This window comes from Gimesia chilikensis (assembly GCF_007744075.1).
In the GTDB taxonomy this organism is placed as follows: domain Bacteria; phylum Planctomycetota; class Planctomycetia; order Planctomycetales; family Planctomycetaceae; genus Gimesia; species Gimesia chilikensis_A.
Genome location: NZ_CP036266.1, coordinates 4,333,637 through 4,359,537 on the forward strand (window position 1 = coordinate 4,333,637; position 25,901 = coordinate 4,359,537).

The 25,901-nt window shown below is 53.2% G+C and carries 17 protein-coding genes and 1 tRNA gene; 16 read left to right on the plus strand and 2 right to left on the minus strand.

Annotated features, from left to right (window positions below; genetic code table 11):
- The first annotated feature begins 19 nt into the window (after positions 1–19).
- From HG66A1_RS16275 to csrA, 9 genes are all read left to right on the plus strand, one after another.
- Positions 20–919, plus strand: coding sequence for a hypothetical protein (locus HG66A1_RS16275; RefSeq protein WP_145041492.1), 900 nt, complete (start codon positions 20–22; stop codon positions 917–919).
- A gap of 20 nt (positions 920–939) precedes the next feature.
- The gene (locus HG66A1_RS16280) at positions 940–1,596 is read left to right on the plus strand and encodes a MotA/TolQ/ExbB proton channel family protein (protein WP_145186057.1); all 657 of its coding nucleotides are present in this window, start codon (positions 940–942) and stop codon (positions 1,594–1,596) included.
- Positions 1,597–1,616: 20 nt separating this feature from the next.
- A complete protein-coding gene (locus tag HG66A1_RS16285) occupies positions 1,617–2,093 on the plus strand; it encodes an ExbD/TolR family protein (RefSeq protein ID WP_145186060.1) in 477 nt (158 codons plus the stop codon).
- Between the two features lie 100 nt (positions 2,094–2,193).
- Positions 2,194–3,414, plus strand: coding sequence for an ExbD/TolR family protein (locus tag HG66A1_RS16290; protein ID WP_197996620.1), 1,221 nt, complete (start codon positions 2,194–2,196; stop codon positions 3,412–3,414).
- 62 nt (positions 3,415–3,476) lie between these two features.
- Positions 3,477–7,160: a PQQ-binding-like beta-propeller repeat protein gene (locus tag HG66A1_RS16295; RefSeq protein ID WP_145186067.1), complete on the plus strand. Its 3,684-nt coding sequence runs from the start codon at positions 3,477–3,479 to the stop codon at positions 7,158–7,160.
- Positions 7,157–9,703: an ABC transporter substrate-binding protein gene (locus tag HG66A1_RS16300; protein WP_145186070.1), complete on the plus strand. Its 2,547-nt coding sequence runs from the start codon at positions 7,157–7,159 to the stop codon at positions 9,701–9,703. The genes HG66A1_RS16295 and HG66A1_RS16300 overlap by 4 nt, the downstream gene beginning before the upstream one ends.
- Positions 9,704–9,725: 22 nt before the next feature.
- Positions 9,726–11,429 (plus strand): hypothetical protein, encoded by a 1,704-nt coding sequence (locus HG66A1_RS16305; RefSeq protein ID WP_145186073.1) that lies wholly within the window; start codon positions 9,726–9,728, stop codon positions 11,427–11,429.
- A 34-nt stretch (positions 11,430–11,463) separates the two neighbouring features.
- On the plus strand, positions 11,464–12,258 hold the full coding sequence (locus HG66A1_RS16310) for an MOSC domain-containing protein (RefSeq protein WP_145186076.1): 795 nt from the start codon (positions 11,464–11,466) through the stop codon (positions 12,256–12,258).
- Between the two features lie 244 nt (positions 12,259–12,502).
- A complete protein-coding gene (gene csrA, locus HG66A1_RS16315; protein WP_145041500.1) occupies positions 12,503–12,700 on the plus strand; it encodes a carbon storage regulator CsrA in 198 nt (65 codons plus the stop codon).
- A 38-nt stretch (positions 12,701–12,738) separates the two neighbouring features.
- On the opposite strand, the gene HG66A1_RS16320 is transcribed toward csrA, so the two are convergent.
- Complete coding sequence (locus HG66A1_RS16320) at positions 12,739–13,629, minus strand: sugar phosphate isomerase/epimerase family protein (RefSeq protein WP_145186079.1); 891 nt, start codon at positions 13,627–13,629, stop codon at positions 12,739–12,741.
- A 274-nt stretch (positions 13,630–13,903) separates the two neighbouring features.
- Between HG66A1_RS16320 and htpG the strand changes: the two genes are divergently transcribed.
- On the plus strand, positions 13,904–15,814 hold the full coding sequence (gene htpG, locus HG66A1_RS16325) for a molecular chaperone HtpG (RefSeq protein ID WP_145186082.1): 1,911 nt from the start codon (positions 13,904–13,906) through the stop codon (positions 15,812–15,814).
- A 17-nt stretch (positions 15,815–15,831) separates the two neighbouring features.
- Here htpG and HG66A1_RS16330 read toward each other — a convergent pair whose 3' ends face one another.
- Positions 15,832–17,304, minus strand: a complete 1,473-nt coding sequence (locus tag HG66A1_RS16330) for an NAD(P)/FAD-dependent oxidoreductase (RefSeq protein ID WP_145186085.1) — start codon at positions 17,302–17,304, stop codon at positions 15,832–15,834.
- A 102-nt stretch (positions 17,305–17,406) separates the two neighbouring features.
- On the opposite strand from HG66A1_RS16330, the gene HG66A1_RS16335 reads away from it, so the two are divergent.
- From HG66A1_RS16335 to HG66A1_RS32035, 6 genes are all read left to right on the plus strand, one after another.
- The gene (locus HG66A1_RS16335; protein WP_145186088.1) at positions 17,407–18,990 is read left to right on the plus strand and encodes an aldehyde dehydrogenase (NADP(+)); all 1,584 of its coding nucleotides are present in this window, start codon (positions 17,407–17,409) and stop codon (positions 18,988–18,990) included.
- 275 nt (positions 18,991–19,265) lie between these two features.
- A tRNA-Lys gene (locus HG66A1_RS16340) sits at positions 19,266–19,338 on the plus strand.
- 202 nt (positions 19,339–19,540) lie between these two features.
- The gene (locus HG66A1_RS32720; RefSeq protein ID WP_145186092.1) at positions 19,541–21,028 is read left to right on the plus strand and encodes a protein kinase domain-containing protein; all 1,488 of its coding nucleotides are present in this window, start codon (positions 19,541–19,543) and stop codon (positions 21,026–21,028) included.
- A 245-nt stretch (positions 21,029–21,273) separates the two neighbouring features.
- Positions 21,274–24,603: a hypothetical protein gene (locus tag HG66A1_RS16350; RefSeq protein ID WP_145186095.1), complete on the plus strand. Its 3,330-nt coding sequence runs from the start codon at positions 21,274–21,276 to the stop codon at positions 24,601–24,603.
- A gap of 242 nt (positions 24,604–24,845) precedes the next feature.
- Positions 24,846–25,415 (plus strand): hypothetical protein, encoded by a 570-nt coding sequence (locus tag HG66A1_RS16355; RefSeq protein WP_145186098.1) that lies wholly within the window; start codon positions 24,846–24,848, stop codon positions 25,413–25,415.
- 99 nt (positions 25,416–25,514) lie between these two features.
- On the plus strand, positions 25,515–25,700 hold the full coding sequence (locus tag HG66A1_RS32035) for a hypothetical protein (protein ID WP_197996621.1): 186 nt from the start codon (positions 25,515–25,517) through the stop codon (positions 25,698–25,700).
- Positions 25,701–25,901: the final 201 nt, after the last annotated feature.

A 25,901-nucleotide genomic window follows, 5' to 3' on the forward strand; every position in this document is an offset into this window, starting at 1 on the left:
CAGAGGATACTTTAGTACGATGGCCCAGAGCACATCACAAACCGATCACCGTAAATCGCCGGTCATGCGGGTCACCCAGTATGACCAGGTGAGTTCATCGTTGATCGCGGTTGTGCTGGCGTTGATCGTGGCGGTCCTCTGGCTCTCGATTGTCTGGTTTACCAATCGCCTCCCCCAGACAGAAAACGAGGTCGCCTTGGAAATGGTGGACCTGGCGGGTGGAGCCGAGGATGGATCGCCGGATGAAGAGCTGCTGGTGGAATCCCCGGAAGACCCCGTGGATGATCCCTCACAGATCGACACGCCGACCGAAGAGAACCAGGTCGAGGAAATGCTGGACAGTGTAGTCGAACTGTCTGACAAGGCGACTCAGCAGGTACAGCAACAGATGCAGACCGACCTGACCAACTCCGGGAAAGTCGGTAGTGCCGCGGGTACGGGAAAGCGGGCCCTGGGTTTCGGTCCGGGCAAGAAGGGATTACCCCGCGAACAGCGCTGGTTCATCAAGTTTTCCGACCGAGGATCTCTAATCGATTACGCCAGCCAGCTGGACTACTTCAAAATCGAGCTTGGCGCCCTGCTGCGTAATGGCAAGATGGTCTATCTCTCAAATGTTTCTTCCGAAAAACCGACCAGCCGAACGGCCACTTCGGGTGAAGATGAGAAGCGACTGTATATGACCTGGCAGGGAGGCGAACGTCGCACCAGTGACCTGAGCCTGTTCAAAAAAGCGGGCTACGATGTGACCGGGGCGATCCTGTTTCATTTCTACCCCAAAGAGGCCGAAAACCGACTCCTGCTCCTGGAGAAAAAATACCGAGATAAAAAATTCGACGAAATCCGGCGTACCTATTTTACTGTACGTGGTAATCGTGGCAGCTACGATTTTGAAGTGACCCGTCAAACTTATTTCCGATAACGAGTGCAAAGCAGGCATCCATGAACTACTCACTAGCTCCGATTTTAAACGCAGCCGGGATCGCCATCTATGTCGCCCTGGGTCTAACGGCCCTGTATGGCGTCTTCTGTGTGATTCTACTCGTCCGCCAGATCGCGCAGAAGCGATTCCTGACCCAGAACGCGGCCAATGAATTCCTCGACCAGGTCCATGAAGACATCGAACGGAAAGATTACGAAGCGGTTGTGAATCTCTGCGATTCGCCTCCTTACTGGAGCAAAGCGGTACCCCAGCTGATTCTGGTTGCCATGGCGAATATGGAACGCCCGGCCAAAAAGCTGCGACAGCTGCTCGCGGAGAAATTCGAACGTGACATTCTGGCCGACCTCGAATACCGCATGTCCTGGATCAGCACGATCGTCAAGAGTGCCCCGATGCTCGGGCTGCTGGGAACCGTGATCGGGATGATCAACGCCTTCGACAAGATCGGCAACATGCAGGAATCGGGGGGCGATCCGAGCCAGCTGGCGGGCGAGATCAGCTTCGCGCTGTTCACAACCGCCGCGGGTCTGTCGGTCGCGATTCCGCTGGTGATGGCCGGCGCTTTAATCCATATCCGCATCGCTAAACTGCAAGACTCGGTGCAGGAACACACGGGTGAGTTTCTGGATATTCTGGAAGCCTCACGTAAGTCCTGAATCGAGAAGGTGACGGGCGCATGGCACGTAAAAAATCATTATTCAATTCTGACGATAGCGGCTGGAAGAAACGTCCCGCCTCCGGTGGAGGCGACGATCTGGACATCACCCCCATGATCGACGTGACTTTCCTGTTGCTCATCTTCTTCATGGTCACATCGACGATGCAGGCAACACAGGACTCGGATGTTCCGATCGCCCGGCATGGCGTCGGTGTGGATACCCGCAGTTCTACGATTGTACTTGTCCATAATGACGGTAACGGTCTGAATGGCCAGAGTGTTGTCGAGATCAAAGAATCGGGCGGGGCTACTGAAGTCACCCTGGATGAACTGACCGCACGCGTCCGCGAACGGGTTCAGGGAGGTGTAATGGATGTCATTATTAAAGCAGACCGGAATGTGCCGCACGGGTTCGTCCAGGAAGTCACCCGGGCCGTTACCGATGTGGATGGTGTGAAGTTCTATATTGGAATTGAAGAAAAGAAAAACAGGTAATTATTTTCAACTGGTGCATTGCCGCCTGCTGATATTTAAGACTGAATACTGAATTATGCCGATCAAGTTTTACTGTAAACACTGTGGCCAGAGATTGAGCGTGGCCAGCAAGAAAGCCGGGAAGAAAGTTGCCTGCCCGGCCTGCAAGGGTCGCATTACGATCCCAGTGGAGAGTGAAGCCCGGCGAATGGAGAAAACACCAGATCCGAGTGAAACACCTGGCAAGAAAGCATCTTCATCAACAAAAAAGAAAAAACCAGCCAAAGCCGCTCCACCCACAGAAGCGATGCTGGATGCGGACCAGAACCAGTTCCTGGAAGATCTGGACGACATGGGTCCGCTGGGCGAGAGCTGGGATGAACTGCTGGATGGGGACTGGGACGCCGCCGCATCCGCAGAAACAGAAGAGCCAGCGATCGAAGAGGAGGAATCGGCCCCTGAACCAGCGCCCCAGCCGGAGAAACAACCGACAAAAGCGAAGAGCTCTCCCCCACCGAAACCGGCGATTGAACCTGCTCCCGAACCCGAACCTGAGCCAGAGCCCTCTTCTCCTGTGACACCAGCTGCAGAAACAGAGGTTACAGCTGAAACGAGTCCTGATCCCGAGACTCCTGAAGATGACGACCTGCTGGCAGCCTCGGAGTGGCTTGAAGAGATTGAATCGACCGAAGCTGATGAAGACCTCGCGACAGAACCGGTCTCAGAGCAATCAGCCGAACCTGAGCAAGACGACTCGGCAGAACTTGAGGAAGTTGCGAGCACAGAAGAACCAGGACCGGAACCAGAAACAGCTCCGAAACCGGTAGTAGCATCTGCCCCCAGCCCCCGCTTTGTTGTGGAAGAGGAAGAAGACGACGAAGATGATGACGACGAAGGGTTTTCCATTCGCTCGGCCGAGTCGGAGTTTGAGGAGATGGATCTGACGCCGATGGTCGACGTGACCTTCCTGCTGCTGATCTTCTTCATGATCACCGCTTCCTTCAGTCTGCAGAAAAGTATTCAGGTTCCTCCGCCCAATCCGGATGAAGACGGCGTTTCACAGTCGTTGCAGACGCTGGATGATTTCCGGGAGGAATCCATTATCGTTGAGATCGACAGTAATAACGGCATTTATGTCGATGACACCAAGCTGTCCAACCCTTCGGAGATCGTACAGGCGATCCTGGATCGACGTGATGAGGGAGGCAGACCCAAATCAGAACTCGTTCTCAGTGCACACAAAGCGGCGCGGCATGAGACGGTCGTTGCCGTTGTGGATGCGGCGAACGAGGTTGGCATGCAGAAAATCAGACTCGCATCGTACAAAGGACCTGATGACTGACAGTAGCACTCGTGATTGTGTCTTCACCGCGTTCTACAGTCCTGAAAAGATAAGTAAGCTTCATGGCCAGATTAGAAATTTCATTCTTATCCGGAAAAACTCAAAACATCGAGCTCTCCAAGCAGCAGCCGATCTCGATTGGCAGCCATTCGTCCAATGACCTGCAGGTGGACGATGTGGCTTCCATGCAGTGCCGGATCAGCTGGAACAAAAAAGGGTACGAATTGATCGCCGCGACCAGCGATGGCGTGGAGATTAACGGCGTGATGTCGGGGCGTTCTCAACTGAATGACGGGGACCTGATCCGAATCGGTGAAGCCGACATTCTGTTTACCGACGAAGTCGATCTGCTCGATCTGGACGCCCCCCTGCCCGATGTCACGGGTGGTGAAGCAAGCTCGATGTACGACCTTAAGCCGGTCAGTTCGGAACAACTGGATTTCAACCGTCCCCAACCGGAACCTGTGATCCCCGATAAATCAGGGCCAGAAAAGTCGTCTTCTAAAACAGGTTCGAAAAAGAAAAACGGTTCCAAATCCAGCAAGCAGAAATCGTCCAGGTCTTCAAAAGCACCCACAGCAGCTCCCGAAGAGAAACCAGAGGATGATTTTCTGGAAGATGACGACCTGGACCTCGCCTCTGCCGCAGAGCTGCTCACGGAAGCCGAACCCGAGGCAGACAGTTCACCCGCTCCGAAACACTTTTTATCCCGTACCAACGAGAATTCCGCGGCGACCAGCGAGGAAGAAGACTCCGCCGACAAAGAGAAAGCGGAGTCGCTCTCACTGAAAGATCGGATCCGCCATCGATCCTCACGTAACGCTGTCCGTCCTGGCGAGCGTCAGATTGTGCGTTCGCCTATGATTCTCTCCCTGGTCGGCGGTAGCGTTCTGCTTGCACTGACGGCCCTGGTCTTCTGGTTTATCATTGGCCGCGATACGGCAAAACGGCACTATGATGCTGCCGTCCAGGAAATGGAAGCGGGCAAGTATTCACAGGCGATCCAGCTTTTCGAGTACTTCCTGGAAAATTACAACAAGAGTGACTACGCCGAGGAAGCCCGGATTTTACTCAGCAAATCTTTCGTCGAAAAAGAGATCTCCGGTTCAACCCCCGCCTGGCAGGCCGGACTCGAAGCCACCCAGGGCTTTATCAAGAAACACCGCGATGATTCCGACTTCAAAGAGCTCTACCCGACACTGACCGATTACGGACAGCGGATCGCACTGGGAGCGGTTGAAACCGCGAGTCGCACCAAGGAGCGTGAACTGCTGGACGTCTCTACGGAAGCCGAAAAGATTCTCACCCGCTACAGTCCACCAGATGCACCGCCGACCGAAGCACTGGCAAAAATCAAAGCTGGCTACGAAAAAGCAGAAGCGGAGATTCTGCGGAAAGAGGTCTTCGATGTAGCCGTCAAGGAGATCGAAGAAGCGATCAAACAGAAGCAGACCTTGAAGGCACTCGAACAGCGCAGACACCTGCTCGACCGCTATCCCTATTATCAGAACGATCGTAAGATGTCGACGGTACTGACCCGCATCCTGGAAGCGGAACAGGCGCTGATCCAGTCCAGCAATGAAGCGATCGCCGGTTCAACGAAAGATTATCCGGATGCCTTTCCGCAGGCGGTCACTCTGTCGCTGCACACCCGCTCAAGGTCCAATGAAGTTTCTGACGGACGCAATGTTTTCGCGCTGGCCAACGGCAGCTGTTTCGGCATTGACTCTGTGACCGGCGATCCTATCTGGAAACGCCCCATCGGCCTCGATTCGCCGTTTCCCCCCGAGACGGTCACCGTGAAAGAGCCATCGCTGCTCCTGTATGACACGCGCCACAACGACCTGCTCTGCGTCACCCAGAAAAGTGGCGAACTGGTCTGGCGACAGCAGATGCCTTCACGGCCCACGGGCCCTCCCCTGGTCAACCAGGGCACGATCGTCGTTTCCTGCCAGGGTGGCCAATTGCTGAACCTGGATCTCCAGACGGGATCCATAGCCGCACAACTCAAGTTTGCCCAGCCCCTGGTGGGGGCTCCCGGCCTGGTTTACGGCGAACAGTCCGTTGCGGTCGCCGGTTATGAGGGGATGCTGTACCTCGTCTCGCTGCGTCCCTTTGAATGCACGAAGGTCGCAGCTCTCGGACATCGTCCCGGCACCATTCAGATTCCGATTATCCCCATGGGTAAGCTACTGATGGTCTGCGAAAATGACCAGGCTGACGCCGCCCTGCTCCACGTACTGGACGGCGATGGTCAAAACGCAACTTTGAAAGAGCTCGAACAGTTCCGCATTAAAGGTCAGGTTCACAGTCAGCCGATCATGCGCGGGAAGCAACTGTTTTTCCCAACCGTTCCCGAACGAATCACTGCCTTCACCGTCACTGATGAGGAAGGAAAACGAAAGCTCACGGAGATCGGCTCTTACCAGCTGCAGGATCCCCTCTCCTGTCAGATCTATCTGTCCGCTGGTTCTGGTGGGCAGCTCTGGATGAGCAGTTCGGCCCTCCGTAAATTCACCCTGCTCAGTACCGGCATCAAAATGGATGACCAGAAAATCGCCGACGGACTGGGATCACAGCCGATGCAGCTGATCGGAAACAACCTGTACCTCGGACGGCGGTTGCTCTCTTCTAATTCGGTCATTTTCACGATCGCGAACCGGAATGAGATGACCAGCACCTGGAAATCGATTCTGGGAACCGACATTCTGGCCGTTTACCCTTATGGTGACGACAAGGAGCCGCAACCTGGTCTGCTCTGTATTACTTCTGATGGCGATGTATTTCGATTGCGGGCCAATGACTTCGAATCCTCTCCCGCTGGTTTCATGGAACGATCACTGACGCAGCTCAAGCTGCCGGAGAACCTGAAAGCACCGCTGCAGACAACTCGTCTGACCGATGGTAAAATCGCCGTGAGCTGTGGCGCACCACAACCGACTTTGTGGATTCTGAACAGATTTGGTCAGCTGGAACAGACTATCGAGCTGTCAGAGCCTCTCGAGGCACTGCCCATTCAAATCGGCGATGGCATTGCGTTACCGTTAAAACGCAAGGTGGCTGTCTTCCGGAAAGGGCGCGGTTTGAATACGGTTCAGGAATTTGCCCTGCCCGGAAATGTGGACGAGGATGTTCGCTGGCGTCAACTGATCCCGACTGGCAAAGATCAGTGTCTGGCCATCACCACTGCTGGGCAGATTATTACACTCCAATATCGCAACAACCCGGTTCGTCATCTGGCGGCCCTCTCGACCATCGACCTGAAGCAACCAGTCGATGTGGACGCCGGTATCAGCCAGACTGACATCGCGGTTACAGATGCCTCAGGTCAACTGCAGGTGTTGGATGCAAAAACGGGCCAGTTGAAAACCAAGCTGCAACTCTCTGCCCCTGCCTCCAATGACCTCTGGATTACAGACAACCTGCTGTTTGTTGAATCTCGACAGACGCTGACCTGCTACGAACTCAAAGACAGCCTGCAGCAGCTATGGCAATTGAAACTGCCGGGCCACTCCCTGGCTGGTTCTCCATCGAAAGATGGCAGCCGCCTGTTCCTGTCACTGCAGAATGGCAGCGTCCTGGCAGTCGATCCCCAAACGGGCCAGGTCCAGTCCGAAACCACGGCACCGCTTCCCAGCAGTGGTTCCGTCGTCACCCTTGAGAAACTGTTACTGGTACCAAGCGTGGATGGCAGTCTGTATCGCATCGATCAGGGTCTGCAGCAGAAAGGACAGGCTTCGCTATGATGAAATGCGGCAAGTTCCTGATTCTGCTGATGTGCGTCATCGGCCTCACCTGTTCCGTGGGGCTGTCCGACAGCTTTGCGCAAAATGAGAACAAGACAGATCCCCCGAAAGCGAAGCAGGATGGAAAAACCGAAACCGAAGAAGAATCGGCAGAGTCATCACTGCCCAAAATCGAGGAGATGCAACTCCCGTCCGTGGAAGACTTGTTAAAAAAGCGTCCCGTCGACTGGATCGTCCTGGAAAATGATTATGTGCTGATCGTCGATCCCGTCTATCCCCGACCCGATACGCTGGGACAACTCGAAGCATCCATGAAAGAGAGTTTCAGCTGGCCGCGTCCCAAGAATAAAAAAGAAGCTGATGAGCAGCGTCAGAAACGGGCGACATTCAATTTCATCAACCTGACGCTGGTCGGCGAAAAAGAAGATCCAGAGTACCGGGTCCAACGACAGAACATCAAACAGATCGTGCATTACGAAGATCAGATCCTGCAGCGAATCGATCTACTGCTGAAAGACGGTGATCTGAAAACGGCGTTTGAAATGCTGCTCTTCCTCGACCGCAGACACCGGGACTGGCCCGGCTTTGAACAGCGACAGCATCGGCTGCTGTTTCTGGAAGCCCAGGATAAACAGAAGGCAGAACAGTACGTGAATGCACTGGCATTCGTCGAGGACCTGCAAAGTCGTGTCCCCGATTACCCGGGACTGAGTAAACTTGCCGGTGAAATCATCAACAGCATGATCACCCGGGCCGTAAAAGTGGAGGATTATCGCGAGGCCCATCACTACCTGAATCGACTGGCAGCGATCTACCCCCGACAGGAAACCGTCGCGAAGTGGCGAGAGACGTTTCTGAAACAGTCCAATGAGATCCTGCAGAAAGCGAATCAGAGTGCCAAAGCTGATCAGTATCAGCAGGCGTTCGACCTGGTGATGGAAGCCTCAACTGTCTGGCCCGCTAATCCCCGTTTAAGGGATGACCTGCGGCGGTATCAGGCGCGATACCCGGTCATCAATGTCGGAGTGCTGGGAACGGCTCTCGATCAGAGCCCCTATTTCCTCGAACACAATGCGACCCGCCGTCATAAAAAGCTGACGCAGATCCCCCTGTTCGAAGTCGGAAAAGTAGACCAGACACCTCAGTACCAGAGTCGTTTCTTTGAACAATGGGAACCGACCGACCTGGGCCGACGGGCCGACTTCGTCCTGCGTCAGTCGTATGCCACCTGGGAGTCGCATCCGATGCTGCTGGCTGCCGACATTGCCCAGGCGGTCCGGGCCAGACTGACTCCCGGTTCGAGCACTTATGACGAACGTTTCGACAGTTACGTGCATTCGGTCACATCCACAGCCCCGTTTGAATTTCGCATTCATTTTGACCGGGTCCCCTTGAGCACCGAATGGCTGCTCTCATTCCCGATTACTTCCCCACCCGCATTCAGCGCAGTCGTTGCTAATCCTGAAGACGTACGCCTGGAGACGGAACAGAAAATCGGTGCGACCAGCCGCTTCGTTGTGGATGAACAGGAATCAAAGGACTCTGATCAGGTCAGTTATGTGCGGGCCGTCCCCGAACCAAAGGGACTGCGTGACTATAATGTCGCCCAGATCAACGAGGTTCATTATTCCAACTTTGAAAAATCCTTCCAGGCCCTGCTGCGTGGTGAAGTCGCGGTGCTTCCGTTCCTGCCGGCCGGTCTGGTCTCCTATTTCAAAGAACAGGATGAGTTCAATGTCGTCCAAAGTGCGATTCCGCTGACTCATGTGCTGCAGTTCAACCCGGAAAGTAAACCGCTGCAGATTCTCGAACTTCGCCGGGCGTTGGCCTATGCCATCGATCGCCAGAAGATTCTCAACGAGAAACTGCTGCATGAAAACAACCTGTTAAACGGTCGCCTGGTGACGGCCCCGTATTACACGGGTCTCCAGGTCTACAATCAGCAGGTGCCTCAACGCGAATACAATTTTCCGCTGGCGGTGGCCCTCGCGGTGGCATCGCAGAAGAAACTGGGAGGACAATTCCCGCGTCTGCATATGCTGTGTGATCCTAATCCCGAAGCACAGGACGCTGCCCAAGAGCTGATCAGGGCCTGGCAACGGATTGGCGTCAACGTCACGCTGATTCCCAATACGCCTGAAGAAGCAAAAAAAGAGAAACTGGAATGGGACATCGTCTATCGCACGACCGCGATGACCGAACCAATTATGGAACTCTGGCCTTTCCTGACCGTGGGGAGAGGCGCTGAGATTAAATCACTGGAAATCTTCCCGGACTGGATGCGTCAGAAACTGATTGAGCTCGATGAAGCGACCGACTGGGAAACTGCAACCGCGCTCTTGAAGAAGCTGCAACAGCAGTTGTACTCCATGGCGCATATCGTTCCGCTTTGGGAAATCGACCAGTTTCACGTGTTTCGCACGAATATCAAAGGGTACGCCGACCGGCCCCTGAATTTTTATGATAATGTCGAACAGTGGATCACAACCCCCGTCTACCCGCGGGTGGAAACACTGACGTCGACACAGACCACCTCACCCTAGACTCAGGAATCAGAATTACTCCATGCGTTGGTTTGATGCTTTCATATTTGGTTGCTGCCTGACATTGATCGGGATGTTCTGCCTGCCGACAGAGAACGCCTACGGTGCGCAGGCAGAGACTACGACCACGGAGCAACCTGAAACCGAACCAGATTCAGAGCCGAAATCTGAACCAGAGACCAAACCCGAAACCGAACAGAAAGCCAAGCCAGAATCTAAGCCCGAATCAAAGCCAACTGCCCAGCCTGACACGCGACACATCAGCTTACGGCCTTACCGAATCCGCATCGAACTGGCTTTTGCGTCTGACTGTCGTCTGACCGATTTCGACCGCCGGCAGATATTCACACGCTTGCCCCAGATTATTGAACGCTCCGCTGGTGAGAAATGGGAATTGACCGTCCTCAAACCGGGTGACAACACTGCCGGTATCTTTGAGAATGCCTGGCTCACACTCCCCACCAGTGCCGGTCTGAACCGCCTGTCTGCAGCGCAGGTTCTGCAACAGTATCCCACACAGGCTTTTGACAAGCTGTTTCTGCTGACCGTGGAATCTGCGGGAATCGGATACCAAATCGCGGGCCGGGAATTCGATATCGATTCCCAGCAGTTAGGGCCACTGGTCGAACAGACGACCTATGCACGACCGTTTCTGGCAGAGACCAGTTTTCAGATTCTCCGCGACCTGTTTTCCGCTGTTGTCACAATAGAAGCGGTCGAAGGTGACCAGGCGATCGTCAGCGAACAGGGGAGCCAGTACCTGACACCTGACCCCGCGATCGGCACACTGCAGAAACGGGACTTCTTTGTACCGTTCTTTCGCTATCTGAATCGGGATCGTGAAGTCAAAGACATTCAGATGATTCCCTGGACCTATCTTATTCTGGAAGAGGTCGACCGCAAGCATGCCCGCTGTTCGATTTCTTCCGGCTTGCGAGGCATTCTGAGCAGCAGTCGGCGGCGGGTCGAAATGCAGGCCATCCGGGTCGTCCCGCGTTTTCCCGAGACGGAACTCGCCTTGGTTCCACGGGGGACTTCGACTCAGTCTTACGCCGGGATGCGTGTCCAGATTTCTCCGCTGAATCCGCAGGAAGTCCGTCAGTTGCAGGTCGCAGCGCAGAAAGAAAGCGAAGAAACCGGCAAAAAAGTTTCTTTCGAGAAGGAATACATCACTGAGGAACTGCTGACCAACCGGGAAGGAACGATCACCGTCAAAGCCGATCCGTCCGATCCGTTAATCTGGCTCTATGTCCGCAGTGGTAAAGCACTGGTGGCGAATGTGCCTTATATTCCCGGCATCGCACCGCGTACTGCGATCCAGGTTCCCGATGACCGGATTCGTCTGGGCGTCGAAGGGGAACTGGCAGTACTCAACGGGGAATTAATCGAAGAGGTCGCTTCCCTCTCGATGCAGATGTCCCGCATCCGTAGTTGGGCGAAAAAGAATGACTGGAAGAAAGTGGACGGCGGAATTCGCGAACTGGAGAGCGGTATTTCTCCAAGACAGATCTTCCAGGACAAGTTAACCGTGATCCGCGTAACCGCGACCGAAGCCGCCCAGGAACAACGGAACCGGGCCGCCGAATCCCGGATCGCCACTCTGTGTCGGGAAGCGGAAACCCGCATCAACCGTTTTCTGGATCCCACGGGGATTATTGATTTCAAAGCCGAGATCAAAGACCTGCGTGATCTCCAGGAACAGGAACGTCCGAAACGTCGCAGATGAAATCCCCTGTCCCCGCTCAGGATAAACTTACCTAATGTGGACTCTCTCTCGTATCGCCTTGTATCCGGTGAAATCTCTTGATCCGGTGTTTGTTGAACAGGCCGAAGTACTCCCCGGAGGAGGCCTGGCCTGGGATCGGCAGTATGCTCTGTTTGATGCGGACGGAAAGGTCATCAATGCGAAGAAGCAGGCCACTATTCAACAGATCCGGGCCCGTTTCGATCTCGCCGGGCAGACGATCACTGTTTCCGCCCCTGACCGTGATCTCGCCGCGGAGCAGTTCGTGCTCTCAGAAAACCAGCCCGGGCTTGCAGCGTGGTTCAGCGATTATTTCGATCAGCGCGTGACGCTGAAATCAAACACATCTACCGGCTTTCCCGACGATCTCGAAGCCTCGGGGCCGACGATCATCAGCACGCAGACGTATGAAGAACTTGCCCGCTGGTTTCCAGGGATCTCGGTCGATGAGTTGCGGTTGCGATTCCGGGCCAACCTGGAATTCGCGGGGGACCTCCCTTTCTGTGAAGACCGGCTCTACAATCAACTGGATCCGCCGGTGCTGTTCCGGGCAGGAGCGGTGACGTTCGCCGGTTCGAACCCCTGCAAGCGGTGCGTGGTTCCCTCGCGTGTGCCGACGACAGGCCAGACCGATGCCCAGTTCATGAAAACGTTCATTCGGAAACGGGAGGAAACATTTCCCTCCTGGGGCGTGCTGTCACTGTTCCGGAACATGTATCGACTGGCGGTCAACACGCGTCTGCATGAGCTGCCCGAGGGTCAACCGCCGCGAATTCAGTGCGGTGACACACTGGAAATTCTTTCCCGATAGTACGGGCTGCAGCGAAAAATCAACAAAAATGTCCAGGTGCAGAATCGCGCTAACCGTTATATCCCTGTGCGGGAGACAGGTGGTTAGAGGATTCCCCTGCTTTTTTTGAAGATCCAGGCAGACTGTTCAAAAACAGTACGCTAAGTTTCAAGTGTCGCTTTTCAGAAACAGCTGCGAAAAAAACACGCGCTGTTTCCCAAAGAAAGCTTTGAAAAACCTCCCAACTTATTCGCAGGGAATCGCGATGCTTGTTCTCAGCCGTAAAAAAGACGAAAAAATTATGATTGGTGATTCAATCACATTGATGGTGATTGAAATCAAGAACGACAAAGTCCGCCTTGGAATCGAAGCACCGAAAGACGTTACCGTCCATCGGGAAGAAGTCTATGCTGCGATCAAGGAACAGTCTGCACACGACAGTAAAGACTTTACATCTCACTAGTCGTTTCTGACCGTCTTTCTACCAGCCGCCCGCAGGAATCAGCTGTCTTGTGCCTGCGCCCACATTTTGTCGAACAGTTTACTCTGTTCTGCCAGGGCCTTCACGGGATCACCTTTGGGTAGCACGCCCTCTTCCAGCATCAGCCAGCCGGTATAGTTCGCTCCCGCCATCAGTTCGAAGAACCGTTTGTGCGGATAGGGATTATGAATCAGGTCGTGAATGTGTGTCGTATCGCCCAGGCGATCTTTCACCATCGCGAAGTTCGCATCCAGGCCCGCCCCTTCGAGATCCTGCTTGTTGCAGTTCCAGCAGATCGCCACATTGGGATGATCGGCTACATCCAGAATTTTTCGGATCGTAGGCAGATGAGCACATTTGCCGTGCACTTCCAGACGAATCTGCTGTCCATAGTCGGCACCGAAGGCTCCCATTTCATTCAGTGACTTGCCGATCTGTTCGATGGTCACTTCTTCGGGAACGTTCTTGTGAAATGAATCGGGCTTAACCTTAACGCCAGTTCCCCCGACATCGTGGCTGAGTTTGATGAACTCTTTCGTCGCTTCTTTGGCCTGCTTCAGCACGTCAGCATCCGGGTTGTCGTAACGCTCGTTGCTGCCGATTCCGACCAGGGTGACTGGGCTGTCCATGAATTTCTTCGCGACTTCGCGACGTTCGGTTTTGTTCAGATCGCGTTCGACGCCGTGCTTGTGTGTGGTCCGCAGTTCGACGCCGAGGACGTTCGCGGTTTCACAGTTTTTCAGCAGGGTAGGCAGATCCCAGTCTTTGGCCCACTGATAGGTGACCAGACCGTATTGTGCCTGGGCTTTCTTTTCTTCGGCACGAGCGAGGGCCGGCAGGCCTCCCCCCATTGCCAGCATTCCCCCCAGTGCACTTGTTTTCAAAAAGTCGCGGCGGGAGTAAAATACCATATCAGTGTTCTCCGTTGTGTAGGAATGCTGTGTCAAACGCCTCACTGTCGCGGGCTGCCTCTATTATTACGCAGGTCGCTCACAGATTACAAACGTCTTTTGAGCGGTTTTCTGAGTTAAGTCAGCCTGCAGCCGATTGGGGCAACTTTACAAGTCATTCCGTTCCCTTTATAAACGGAGCACGATCTGTCCGGCTGCCGTCTGTTGACCAGCAGGACATCAATGTTGATTGATTCGTTACTCTATTTGTCTGTTTTCGATTCAGAGAAAGATCATGAACGAAAAAACCGCACCAGAAAAATTCACGTTTCAGGCAGAAATCAAAAAACTTCTCGATCTGCTTTCCCACTCACTGTACCAGAATCGGGAAATCGCCATCCGGGAGCTGATCTCAAACGCCTCGGATGCCCTGGACAAGTACCGGTTCCTTTCGTTGACGGATGAATCCCTCAAAGATGAGCAGCCTCTTGAGATTCGTCTTGAGCCGGACAAAGAAAACCGCGTACTGGCCATCTGTGACAACGGCGTCGGGATGACTCACGATGAGTTGATCGAGAACATCGGTACGATTGCCCACAGTGGTTCGCTCGACTTTCTGAAAAACGCCCAGGGGAATGAAAAGGAAGAAGTCTCGCTGATCGGTAAATTCGGCGTCGGGTTCTACTCCGCCTTCATGCTGGCCGACAAGGTCGAAGTCCTGACTCGCAGCTGCCGGGAAGAAAAAGGCTGGAAATGGGAATCGGACGGTTCCGGCGATTTCACCATCGAACCGCAGGAAGACATCGGCCGGGGAACATCCATTCGCCTACATCTCCGCAAAGATCTGGATGAATACACCCAGGACACGCGGCTCAAATACATCCTCAATAAATATTCGACCTTCGTCCCCTACCCGATCAAGCTGGGTGACGAACTGGTTAACGATCAGAAGCCGATCTGGATCGAGCCAAAAACGCAGCTCACACAGGAGCAGTACGACGGCTTCTACCAGTACCTGGCTCACAATGGGGAAGAATCGGCCCGTTGGCACCTGCATCTCAGCAGCGATTCACCGTTCCAGTTCCACGCCATCCTCTATTGCCCGCAGACCAACCTGGAACTGATGGGCTTTGGCCGGACCGAGCACGGCATCAGCCTGTGTGCCAAACGGATCCTGGTACAGAATGATAACCGGGACCTGCTCCCCGAATACCTGCGGTTCCTGTATGGCCTGGTCGACTCAGCCGACCTGCCGTTGAATATTTCACGCGAATCACTGCAGGACAACACCGTATTTCGCAAAATTAAAAAGGTACTCACCAAACGAGTGCTCTCTCACCTGGCGTCGATGGCCAAGGACGACGAAGATAAGTATCTCGAGTTCTATCGCCAGTTCGGCAGTGCCCTGCGGGAAGGCATCGGCACCGATTTCGAGAACCGCGACACCCTTGCCAAACTGCTGCGGTTCCCCTCGTCACGAGGGACCTCTGAAAACGAGCTCGTTTCGCTGGAAGCCTATCTCGAAAAGGCCGACGAGAACCAGAAGCAGATCTATTACCTGGGCGGTAACGATTTCCATACGATTTCCCGCAATCCGAACCTGGAAATCTTCCGCAAGAAGGGGATCGAAGTCTTCTACCTGCCTGACCCGATGGATGAGATCGTCCTCTCGAACCTGGCGAAGTTCGAAGACTTTGATATCGTCTCGATCGACTCTGCCGAGGTAAAACTGCCGGGCGACGAGAAAGCCGAAACGGACAGCGAAGAAAAAGAGGACGAGAAGAAGGAAGAACAGGAAGCGCTGACTCCCGAGTTTGAAAAGGTCCTCTCTCTGTTCCAGGAAGAACTCAAGGACGACGTGGAATCGGTGACCAAATCGGATCGTCTGACTGACAGCCCCTGCTGCCTGGTGATGCCGGAAGGGGCCATCAGTTCGCAGCTGCAGAAAGTCCTGAGCATGAACAACAAGGACTTCCCGACCAGCAAGCGGATTCTGGAAATCAACCCGGACGCCGAGCTGATCAAGCGGCTCTGCACGCTCTCGTCGAACGCAGATCAGCATGCCTTCATTAAGCAATGCGGTCGGCAGCTGTTCTGGAACGCTTCCCTGATGACGGGGATCGCAACCAGCCCGGAAGAGATCACGTCCAATATCCAGAGCATGATGGAAGAGCTGGCACAGAAACGCTCGCCCATCATTACTTAATTTAGTCGATCTATTGCTCACCGCGGTTCCGCTTCCGGGGCCGCGGTGTAGTAATACATGTGAGGCACCGCTGGCTCGAACAGCCCCACGCGATCCCAGGGCGCGAGCAGTTCACGCGCTGTCTGCAGCCAGTCAGTTTTGTGTCCTGCAGAATGATCTTGGCGGGAAACGAGCTGATACCAGTCAGTGACCGCCTGTCGAAAACGTTCATCGTCGGCACAGAGGAGCCAGGGCCGCTGCTGTTCGTGAAAGCGGAGGTGCTCATAGCTCGTCGCGGCGGCAAAATAGAAGAGCGTACTCAGCCAGAACCGTTCGAAATCGTGCCGACTGCGATAACAGCAGGCGACCAGTGTATCGATCAGCGAGCGCTCGGTCTGCAGTGAGTGCGAATATGTGGCGAGAGCTTCGGTCAGCGTCCCCTGCCCTGTATGCTGTTCCAGGACGGTAACGAGCCGTTCGATGCCACACAGCGTGTGAGCGATGCCTGTGCTGTGTAACGGGTCGATGAAACCGACAGTGTGAGGCAGCAGCGCCCAGTCCGGCCCGGCACACTCTTTCCAGCCCCGCTGCAGGCGGCCGGTGGTCTGCAGTCCGTCTTCCGGATCTACACATTCTGCAGAAACGAATTGAGCCTGGATCGAGGGATAACGGTCCAGCAGTGTTTCCCAGTTCTGCTGCCCTGTTTCTCCGTCGAGAACGAAGCCGGCGCTGGTGATGCCGTTATTGAACCGCAGCTGCCACATCCAGCCTTCATCGAGGACATGATGCAGTGCGCTATGGTCGCAGTAGAACGGATAATTGTTCTGCGAGATGCCCTGCCCGTTCAGGATGGTCTGCCAGGGAGCGACATTGCGAAAATGCCCGAAAATCGCGGACGAGTGGGTTTTGAATTCGGTTTCCGCTTCGATGCCCAGCGCGCGGGCAACGATACCCGCGGCCCCGGTGGCATCGATCAGAAAGTTTGCCTGTAGGTCGATGCACTCGCCAAGTCGGGTCCCCTGGATCTGCCAGCCCGGGGCGTTGTGCTGTAATTCAACTTCGGTCTGATCGCGATAGACGATGCCGGACGCTGCCACCTGCCGGGCGAACCAGTGATCGACGTCGGCCCGGTACCAGTGTGTGTCGGCGAGGGTGTCACTGAGGTTGGCGGTCACCAGCAGTTCGCTGCCATGCGCGGGCTGCGTCTGAAAGGGCTGATGCGGCGTGTGGGCAAAGTAACTGAAGCCCCGCTTGATACCGCAGCTGATGTCGGGATGGGCCTGCTGCCAGGTCCCATACTTGCAAAATGGCTCAAATTGTGGAAGATCGTACTGTGCAGCCAGTGACTGGAGCAGATAGCCGGCGGCGGGCGTGGAGGATTCCCCAATCGCGAAACGGGGATGGGTGCCGCGGTCGAACAGGGCGACGGAGAGGCCAATGCGATCGAGCAACAGGGCCGTCAGACTGCCGCCGAAACCGGCTCCCAGGATCACCACATCAAATTGCTGCATCAGAGCGGACTGCCTCTGCTCAAATCGAAAGACAAACGAAAACACACGCTTCACATACTAACTGATTGCCCCGCAAAAAAGCAGGTTGAAAAAGGATAGATCATGGAAACACAACCGGTTCTGATTAACGGAGAATGGACGACCTCGACAGGGTCTCAGACGTTTCAGGGAGTGAACCCCGCGACCGGCGAAACGCTGGCCCCGCTGTTCCCCGTCAGCCCCTGGGATGAAATCGAATCTGCCATCATCGCGGCCGCCGAAGCGTCCAAGGCGATGCGAGGCTGGCCGGGCGAACGGTTTGCCGCCTTCCTGGAAGCGTACGCGAATGAGATCGAAGCCCGCGCCGACGCCCTGGTGGACGCCGCCCATGCGGAGACTGGCTATCCCGAATCACCGCGGCTGCGTGACGGCGAGCTGCCGCGAACGACAAATCAGCTGCGTCAGGCCGCCAATCATGCCCGCGAAGGTTCCTGGGCGCAGCCGACCATCGACACCGCCGCCGGCATTAGTTCGATGTTCGGGCCGATTGGTCCCGTGACCGTGTTTGGCCCGAACAACTTCCCGTTTGCGTTCAACAGCATCGCCGGGGGTGACTTCGCCGCCGCGGTTGCCGCGGGGAACCCGGTAATCGCCAAAGGACATTCTTCGCACCCGGAAACCACACGCATCTTCGGAGAGGCCGCCGACGCAGCTGCTAAAGCAACTGACATGCCGGCCGGTTTCGTGCAGCTGATCTACCGAACGAGCCACTCGGACGGCTGCCGTCTCGTGTCGCACCCGCTGATGGGGGCCATCGGTTATACCGGCGGACGGAGTGCGGGGCTGACCATCAAGGAAGCGGCCGACAAGGCGGGCAAGCCGGTCTACCTGGAACTCTCCAGCATCAACCCGGTCTTCGTTCTGCCGGGTGCACTGGCCGAGCGGAGCGCGGAGATCGCGGAGGAATTCAAGGGGAGCTGCCTGATGGGAACCGGTCAGTTCTGTACGAATCCGGGGCTGGTGGTCCTCAAAGGGGGCGAAACCGCGGAGACCTTCATCGATCAGGTCAAACAGCAGTTCGAAGCGGCCCCGGCCGGCGTGCTGCTGAGCGAAGGAGTGCAGCGTGGCTTCCTGTCCGGTATTACCGCGATTCAGGAAGCAGGGGCGACACTCGTCACCGGCGGGACTTCCACTGAGGGCGACGGGTTCTCCTGTGCGAACACACTGCTGCGGGTCTCGGGGAGTGCCTTCCTGAAAGATCCCGAAGCTTTGCAGGCCGAGGCGTTCGGCAACAGTTCGCTGTTTGTCGTCGCGGAGAGTGATGAGGAGCTGGTTCAGATCGCCGAGTGCCTGGAAGGGAACCTGACCGGCTGCATTTACAGTCAGACCACAGGTGAGGATGACGGGTTGTACGATCTGGTCGCCCCGGCCCTGCGTCAGAAGGTGGGCCGACTGCTGAACGACAAGATGCCCACCGGCGTGGCCGTCAGCCCGGCGATGAATCATGGCGGCCCCTTCCCTTCGACGGGACATCCGGTCTTCACATCAGTCGGAATTCCGGCAGCGATCCACCGGTTCTCGATGCTGCAGTGCTACGATAACGTCCGCCCCGGGCGTCTGCCGGCAGCTCTGCAGCCAAAGAATTCAAACCCGGCCCAGTGGCGTTATATTGATGGAATGTACACACAGGGCGATTACAGTGCGTAGTCAGGGGACGAAACGGGCCGTGGACGGCGGCCCTGCAGTCACTTTAAAAACGTTCAGAGGCGGGAATAAGCGAACCTGTCAGGGAGCAGAGGCGTCTGAACGACTAAGGGTTGAGAAAATATGAATTTAGAGAGATTTTTTTTGCCCGTAACGTTGTGAAGTGATTGTGGTTGTTGCTATTATCCTGACTCAGTCATCAAACGGCCTGTCGAGCAGCGGACACCAACCACGCCGCAATAAATGCTCCGGCCGATCAAAATACAGTGAGAACAAATGAGGGCGTAGCTCAGTTGGTAGAGCAACGGACTTTTAATCCGTAGGTCCAGGGTTCGAATCCCTGCGCCCTCATTCTTAAGAGCCTTAAGCTTCTATAGCTTAAGGCTTTTTTGTTTTACGGCCTGCTGGTTTCATTTGACCTCGCTGGTTATGACGAGAGTTAAAGGCATTGCTCTGAGACTGGCTGATGGCAGTCAGTAATGGATTTGCCTGTTAAATTGGAGTGCCTGCGTTCGTGTCGCGTCTTTGAGTCTGAAGTGTCAGGGGAGATTGAATGAACTCCGTACAAAACTGTGTCGTTGGTTCACAGGTTCGACCATTTCAATTGAGCGTGGTTACCCCCGACCTGCAACACGCGCAGATCCAGTCCGCAGATTACCAGGGACGCTGGCTGGCGTTGATCTTCTATCCGCATGACTTCTCCTTTGTCTGCCCCACCGAACTCACCGGATTCAGTGCTGAGAAACCGCAGTTTGATCAACTCAACTGCGATCTCTTGGGGGTGAGCATCGACTCCCTCGAGACTCACGCGCAGTGGCTGAAAACTCCTGCGAACGATGGAGGTGTCGAAGGACTCCGCTTTCCCCTGGCCTCTGATCCCCAGGCCACGCTATGCCAGTATTTTGGTGTCTGGCGGGAGTCCGACGGTCTGCCGAATCGCGGATTGTTTCTGATTGACCCGGAAGGGATCCTGCGCTTTGCCGCGAGTTATGACTTGAGCGTGGGTCGGAATGTACAAGACGTCCTGCGTATCTTGGATGCTTTACAGTCCGGAGGACTCTGTCCGGCCAACTGGAAACGTGCCGATGGTGTGCTGGATACCGTGTCGCTTTTGATGCCGGGCCGGGTTCTCGGCCATTACCGCATTGAACGCGAGCTGGGCCGGGGTGCTTTCGGGCAGGTTTTTGCAGCCGAAGACTTGCGTCTCGGTCGTAAAGTTGCGCTCAAAATCATCGTGAAACAGGATGATCAGACTGAAAAACAACTCCTGCGTGAGGCACGGTCGGCAGCCGGCATCCAGCACCCCAATGTCTGCACGATTTATTCTGTGGATACGATTGACACCATACCGACGATTGTCATGGAGTACATCGATGGTGGCTCACTTGCAGATCTGATTGGCGACGGATTCGATGACCGTCAGTTCCGCAGGATCGCGCAGCAGATTGCTTCAGGACTGGCTGCCGCTCACGAAAAGGGAATCGTACACGGTGACCTGAAGCCGGCCAATATTCTGCTGCGGGGAGGAGACGAACCGGTGATTGTCGACTTCGGGCTGGCTCGTTCTTTTCGACACCAGGAGGTCGTCACCAGAGCCGGCTCCGATACCGGACCGCAGTTTACGGTCACGACGAACGCAGATGTCGCTACGGAACCGGAAGCAGCAGAGCTGGAGTTGGATGAAACCGTGGTACTCAATTCCAATCCCGTCGATGCTGCCACCGTCTCGGCCGCGGACTCCAACGGGATCTCTGGTACCCCGGCTTATATGTCCCCCGAACAGGCCCGCGGTGATCGATTGACTGCAGCCAGCGACATTTTCTCCTTGGGATTAATTCTCGTCGAGATGCTGTGTGGTGCATCAGTAATGCGCGACATGTCGGCTCTGGAAATCATCTCTGCTTTATGGAGATCGGATTTCGTCGAATCACTGACCGAGAAGATTCCCCCTGAGTTCCGCAGCGAGCTGATTGATCTGTTGGCGATGGAGCCTGATAAACGTCCTAGTGCGAAAGAAGTGAGCAGACGGATGGGAAGCTAAAATGGGGCGGGACTCATATCTAATTGAGTCGCTGCCCCCTTAACTCACTACCAACGAAGTGAGGTGATTTGGACGAGTTGAAGTTCGCTTTAAAAAAATAGAATGCGGGAAGACAACCCGCGTCTTGTGTCGAGATAAGTCGCATTCAAGAAGAGCTTGACGAATCGAAAGGGAACTATACAATTGCTCAACCCTGAATCTGTTCTCTCTCACTCAAACTCCCTCATAGGGACATGAGGTCCGCGATGCGCACGAACACTCTCCGTTTTTTTCTGAGCCTGATTATTTCGTGTTTCTTTTTGGTGCCACTTGCCTTCATTTTTGCTTTTCAGGACAAAGAAGAGTCTGCTGTGCGAATTGAGCAGGGAGCCATTGATATTGAGGTTCAATTTACTCAACAACAATATTTGAACACTTCGTTTCGCGTTGCTTATACGCTGCATAACCCGTCAGACAAACCTGACAGGTTTACGCGAACCTTTCCCGTGTCTGCTCCATTAAGCGCGCTGTATAATACCAAAAAGCCGTGGTGCCGTATCCTGGTTGATGGTAAGCCAGTGAAGTATGAAACTCAGCCGGTCTTAAAAGCAGCAACTCCTTTTACTGGATATCGGCAATTTAAAAACCAGGACGAGTGGGGGGATCGGCTTGAAGCCCTGATTCAGCAAGATGCGGAACTACTTGGTTTAGTTACCAAATATCGGCAACTCATCAGAGACCCCGAAAATCTCAGGGAAATTTCCACGACATTTGAGAGTCGTGTTAAGAATCATTTGATTTATAAAAGTGCTGATAATGTATCTGCTGCGTATCATCTTGCCAGGGGAGATGCTTCTCTTCTCGATCTAATCGAGTTGATGCCTGAGATCGATCCGAAGTTTAGAATTGACTTACCCGATACTCAAAGGAAATACGTTTCGATTCTTGCTCAAAGTTATAGTTTCGCTCCCTATGATAAGGAATGGCGTGCGCAGGCTGACCAGTGGTTAGCCTCTAAGCCAGATCTCGCAGAACTTGTACCGAAGTTACGTCAGGCCTGGGATATGCAGCGTGAGCCAGAGGAACTGCTCAATGGTCCGCTGCTAAAATACGTTCACGACCATATGGGCTTAAGCCTGCAACTGTCAAAGCAGTTTGTCGGATATATCCAGGCCGATTCTTACCATCCGCAACCCCATCTCCCGAGTGTATCGCTCATGAGAACCTTGTTTCCTGATATCGATCAAGAAATAAAAACAGAGGATATCGAAAGATCAAAAAAACTCGCTCAATGGGGATTCAATGAGTCACTGGTGAGCCCCTACACGGGGAAATTGATAAAGTATGACACTGAGCCGCGCAGGGAAAGTAACGATTTTTATTCTGACCCAACTGTGCTGGATGCAATTGGTCGGCCACAGCAGGCGGAATTTTTATCGCGCAGATACCGTTTAAATCACAATTGTCAGCCAGTATTAATTTCCTTTGCCGCACCATTACAGGCCAAAAGTCATAGTAAAATCGTCGTTGAGTATGATTGTCACACGGATTCATTTCCCAATCCGTGGAGCTCTATCCAGCCCAATGACATAACTGAACTATCGGCTGTATTTCCGGCGCTTCAAACTGTACCTGTGACAGTTACATGTCCTGCAACCGTCCAGCCAATTATTGCTCCTGCTCCCCAATCAGTTACAAAACTAGAAAATGGTGGCTGTCGCTTTGAGACTCGGCTCACCAATAAGGCAACGATGCTGCATTTTATTGCGGTCAATTTAAGTCCTAATGGTAACGGCTATTCTCTTGGCAATAACCCTGTTGATTTGGCTGACATTGAGACCGTTCTTGAGAAAACCATAAATATAACGGTCAGACCACTGTTAATGACTAAGTTGTTTTCCAGGCTAAGAGAAAAACAGGCCTATCAATTAGTAGTTAAGATCCAGCAGGAATACCCTGACTTCCAGTCCAAACTTTCGCGATTACTGAATAGCAAACCTGGTCGTGATGCAGAAACCGATGAATGGATTGAGGCTAAGGTGAAGTCGCCTAAAATCATATCCGACAGTGACTTCGAAAGATTTAGAATAATCTACAACTACAGGGGGATTGAGGCAAGATTAGAGTTGATCAAGCGACTCGATCAACTTGATGTCGCGAAGCTTGATGTGCAGGAGCAAATGGGCCGCCTGTTTATGCTGTGTACTGCTGGAGTTGACTCAAAGCAAAACTTCGCCACGTTGTTGAAGCTCGCTGAATCGAACCCAAAACGAGTTAATGAATCGCTGAGGTTCATTCGAGAATTGCAAATGGATAAGTCAGCCGCATTACCGTTTGTGCTCAACCAATTTGATCCCGATCTTCCTAAAAAAATGCGTGCTAAGAAACTCACTGCTCCAGCAGAAGTCTGGCAACGACGAAACCAGGCTCTCCGCACACTTGGTTCCTTTCGATCCCCCCAGACTGCAACACGGATTATTGCATTGATTCAGTCGACCGATGATTCATTATCGATCCAGGAAGCCATGGAAGCTTTATCTCAGATGACTCTCCCTAAGCATTTTGAGGAACTCGCTCGCATTTCTGATCATATTGCAGAATCTTCAGCAAGTGATTTGATTCGGTATCTCGAGTTATTAGTTCGGTCAGATGATCAAAAAAAGGCACCACCGGTATTAAATCGCCTGCGCAAACAATATCCTGAACTGGCAGCACGTATTACCCCGTTTCTTGCTCATTATCAGCCGTCTGAGGAACTCGCTCGTGCTCAAACTGTCTATCAGAATACCAAAGCTCAGGAAGAGGATCTGCAAGCAGCCATTAATGTTTTATTCAAGTATGCTGAACCGACTGATATAGTAAAACTTGCTTATAGAAAAGGATTACCCCAACGGATGAACCAACGGCTCGTCAGGGCCATTGCGGAAAAAGGGGGGGATGAATCCGCCTATCCATTTGTTGAAGCTTATTATCTGGAGTTTATCCAAGGACAGAAAGCAGACAATGACTTGACCTGTGTTTCAGCTTTCGAAGAGATAGGAGATCAACGCGCCATTCCCTACTTGAGAGAGATTGTCAAGAAATCAGAACGAAAAGAAGATGCAGCACACGCCATTGGTAATATTATCTTTGACAAGCGAATCAAAAAGAAAATTGATTACCATAAGTTGGAAAAGTTGGATGAGAATATTCGCACACTCTTTCGAGATCCCGCATACATAACTGAGAAGGAACGCACTCAGGCACTCGATGTTTTGCTCAAAGACCCTGGTGAATCTATCGAACGCATGTTTCAGCGTGGAGATTTGCAATCAATCATTGATAGCCCCGACTCTCAAAGGTATATGATGGATCGCCGGGTATTTTCCATCCTCAATCGATTTGGCGATTTGCCGACCCTTCTGATTCTGGAAAAAAGCGATGGTTGTTCATTGGAGAAGCGATACAAGATTGCAGAGATACTCGCGGTCTTGCTGCCCGAATCTCGTCCGCTGATCGAGGCAGCTGCCCTCGACAAAACTGCTGACATCGATCGCAGAGCAACGGCTCGGCTTGCTTTGAAAATGTATCAAGACCGCTTGAAACTGGCGCACTGAGAATATCAAGAGTCTGATTTCTTTGGACGCCTTCGGTGATCGTTTAAAAATTCGTTTTTTCGAACTGCTACTGAAACGCTCGACATCCGCCCTGAAAACCACGAACAGAGTCCGACTTTGTCGTGTGCGATATCATAATTCCCGAGAAGATAAAAAGGGGCAGCGACTCATGTCGAATTGAATCCTGCCCTCTTAACTGACTGTCCTTAATTTCAATCATCATTCTCAATGGGAGACTACAGTTGTCATATTTTAAAACAGCCATTCGTGCTGCGACTGAGGGGGTCATTGAGAGACTGAAAACAGCTCACAGTAATAACGAGGTTTATGCCCTGGTTTTTTATCCGACATCAGGCTTTGGTGATATTGATGTTTTATACGCAACCAAAGGTTGGTTGAGCAAACAGCCAGTTGGAAAAGGTCCGCAACCTGACGAAGAAATGCTCGAGTTGCTTAAATCACATCCGGACTTGTTACAGCAGGTAAAATCCCATCGGACATCGGAATATTACTTCGAAGTGAATGCGTATGAATGGGATTCCCCCATCTCTTTCTTCGACCTTTTTACTGCTGTGAATGAGATACTCCATGAAATGGAAGAGAACGACTCAATTGAATCAATACTGACTGAGGTTTTGCAGGATCTGCGAAGCTCTGGTCAATTCGAAAGTGATGCGTTTGCCAATGATGTGTTACTGGGGGTTCAGTTTTCTGATCCCAGTCCCAACGAAGTTGATCTGGTCACAAGAATCTCGCTGGCGGTCAACTCAGCAGAGACGCATGCAAAAATCTGTGACGGCTATGGTATCTAGGTTACTATTATTCACCGGCTACGGTAGTCCCTACCAACCCAATACATAAACCTCATTCCCATGCTTTTAGAGAATGAAGAAATTGTATAGAACAAGAAGATGGCGATACTTTCAGAAAATGATAAGCAGCTGATACTTGATCTGGCAGTTAACAAGATCGAGCTTGATGAATTTTACGAACGGTACTCGGTTAATATTTCAGATGATCACAGTTACGTTCTGCGGATGCTTGAGCTGGCAGAACAGGCACAGGATGCAGAAACAATCTGGAGCGAGATTTCTTGATCACCCGTGCTCACTCTGGCATAGCCAATCAAACGCAGTTGTTGAAATTCATGAGATACCATTTTGAATGTTCCTCTACAAATAGAGGAGTCTGGCAACATGTAATTGTTCCATAGCTGATGTTAAAATTTTCTGGAGTTGAAAAATAACTAAATGTGCCGAGTATTCTTGTTAAACTGTTGAACTTTAGACTGAACAATC

Bases quoted from the DNA above. Each gene is read 5' to 3' on its own strand.
- HG66A1_RS16275 (WP_145041492.1), top strand. From the start codon at position 20: ATGGCCCAGAGCACATCACAAACCGATCACCGTAAATCGCCGGTCATG.
- HG66A1_RS16280 (WP_145186057.1), top strand. From the start codon at position 940: ATGAACTACTCACTAGCTCCGATTTTAAACGCAGCCGGGATCGCCATC.
- HG66A1_RS16285 (WP_145186060.1), top strand. From the start codon at position 1,617: ATGGCACGTAAAAAATCATTATTCAATTCTGACGATAGCGGCTGGAAG.
- HG66A1_RS16295 (WP_145186067.1), top strand. From the start codon at position 3,477: ATGGCCAGATTAGAAATTTCATTCTTATCCGGAAAAACTCAAAACATC.
- HG66A1_RS16300 (WP_145186070.1), top strand. From the start codon at position 7,157: ATGATGAAATGCGGCAAGTTCCTGATTCTGCTGATGTGCGTCATCGGC.
- HG66A1_RS16305 (WP_145186073.1), top strand. From the start codon at position 9,726: ATGCGTTGGTTTGATGCTTTCATATTTGGTTGCTGCCTGACATTGATC.
- HG66A1_RS16310 (WP_145186076.1), top strand. From the start codon at position 11,464: ATGTGGACTCTCTCTCGTATCGCCTTGTATCCGGTGAAATCTCTTGAT.
- csrA (WP_145041500.1), top strand. From the start codon at position 12,503: ATGCTTGTTCTCAGCCGTAAAAAAGACGAAAAAATTATGATTGGTGAT.
- HG66A1_RS16320 (WP_145186079.1), bottom strand. From the start codon at position 13,629: ATGGTATTTTACTCCCGCCGCGACTTTTTGAAAACAAGTGCACTGGGG.
- htpG (WP_145186082.1), top strand. From the start codon at position 13,904: ATGAACGAAAAAACCGCACCAGAAAAATTCACGTTTCAGGCAGAAATC.
- HG66A1_RS16330 (WP_145186085.1), bottom strand. From the start codon at position 17,304: ATGCAGCAATTTGATGTGGTGATCCTGGGAGCCGGTTTCGGCGGCAGT.
- HG66A1_RS16335 (WP_145186088.1), top strand. From the start codon at position 17,407: ATGGAAACACAACCGGTTCTGATTAACGGAGAATGGACGACCTCGACA.
- HG66A1_RS32720 (WP_145186092.1), top strand. From the start codon at position 19,541: ATGAACTCCGTACAAAACTGTGTCGTTGGTTCACAGGTTCGACCATTT.
- HG66A1_RS16350 (WP_145186095.1), top strand. From the start codon at position 21,274: ATGCGCACGAACACTCTCCGTTTTTTTCTGAGCCTGATTATTTCGTGT.
- HG66A1_RS32035 (WP_197996621.1), top strand. From the start codon at position 25,515: ATGGCGATACTTTCAGAAAATGATAAGCAGCTGATACTTGATCTGGCA.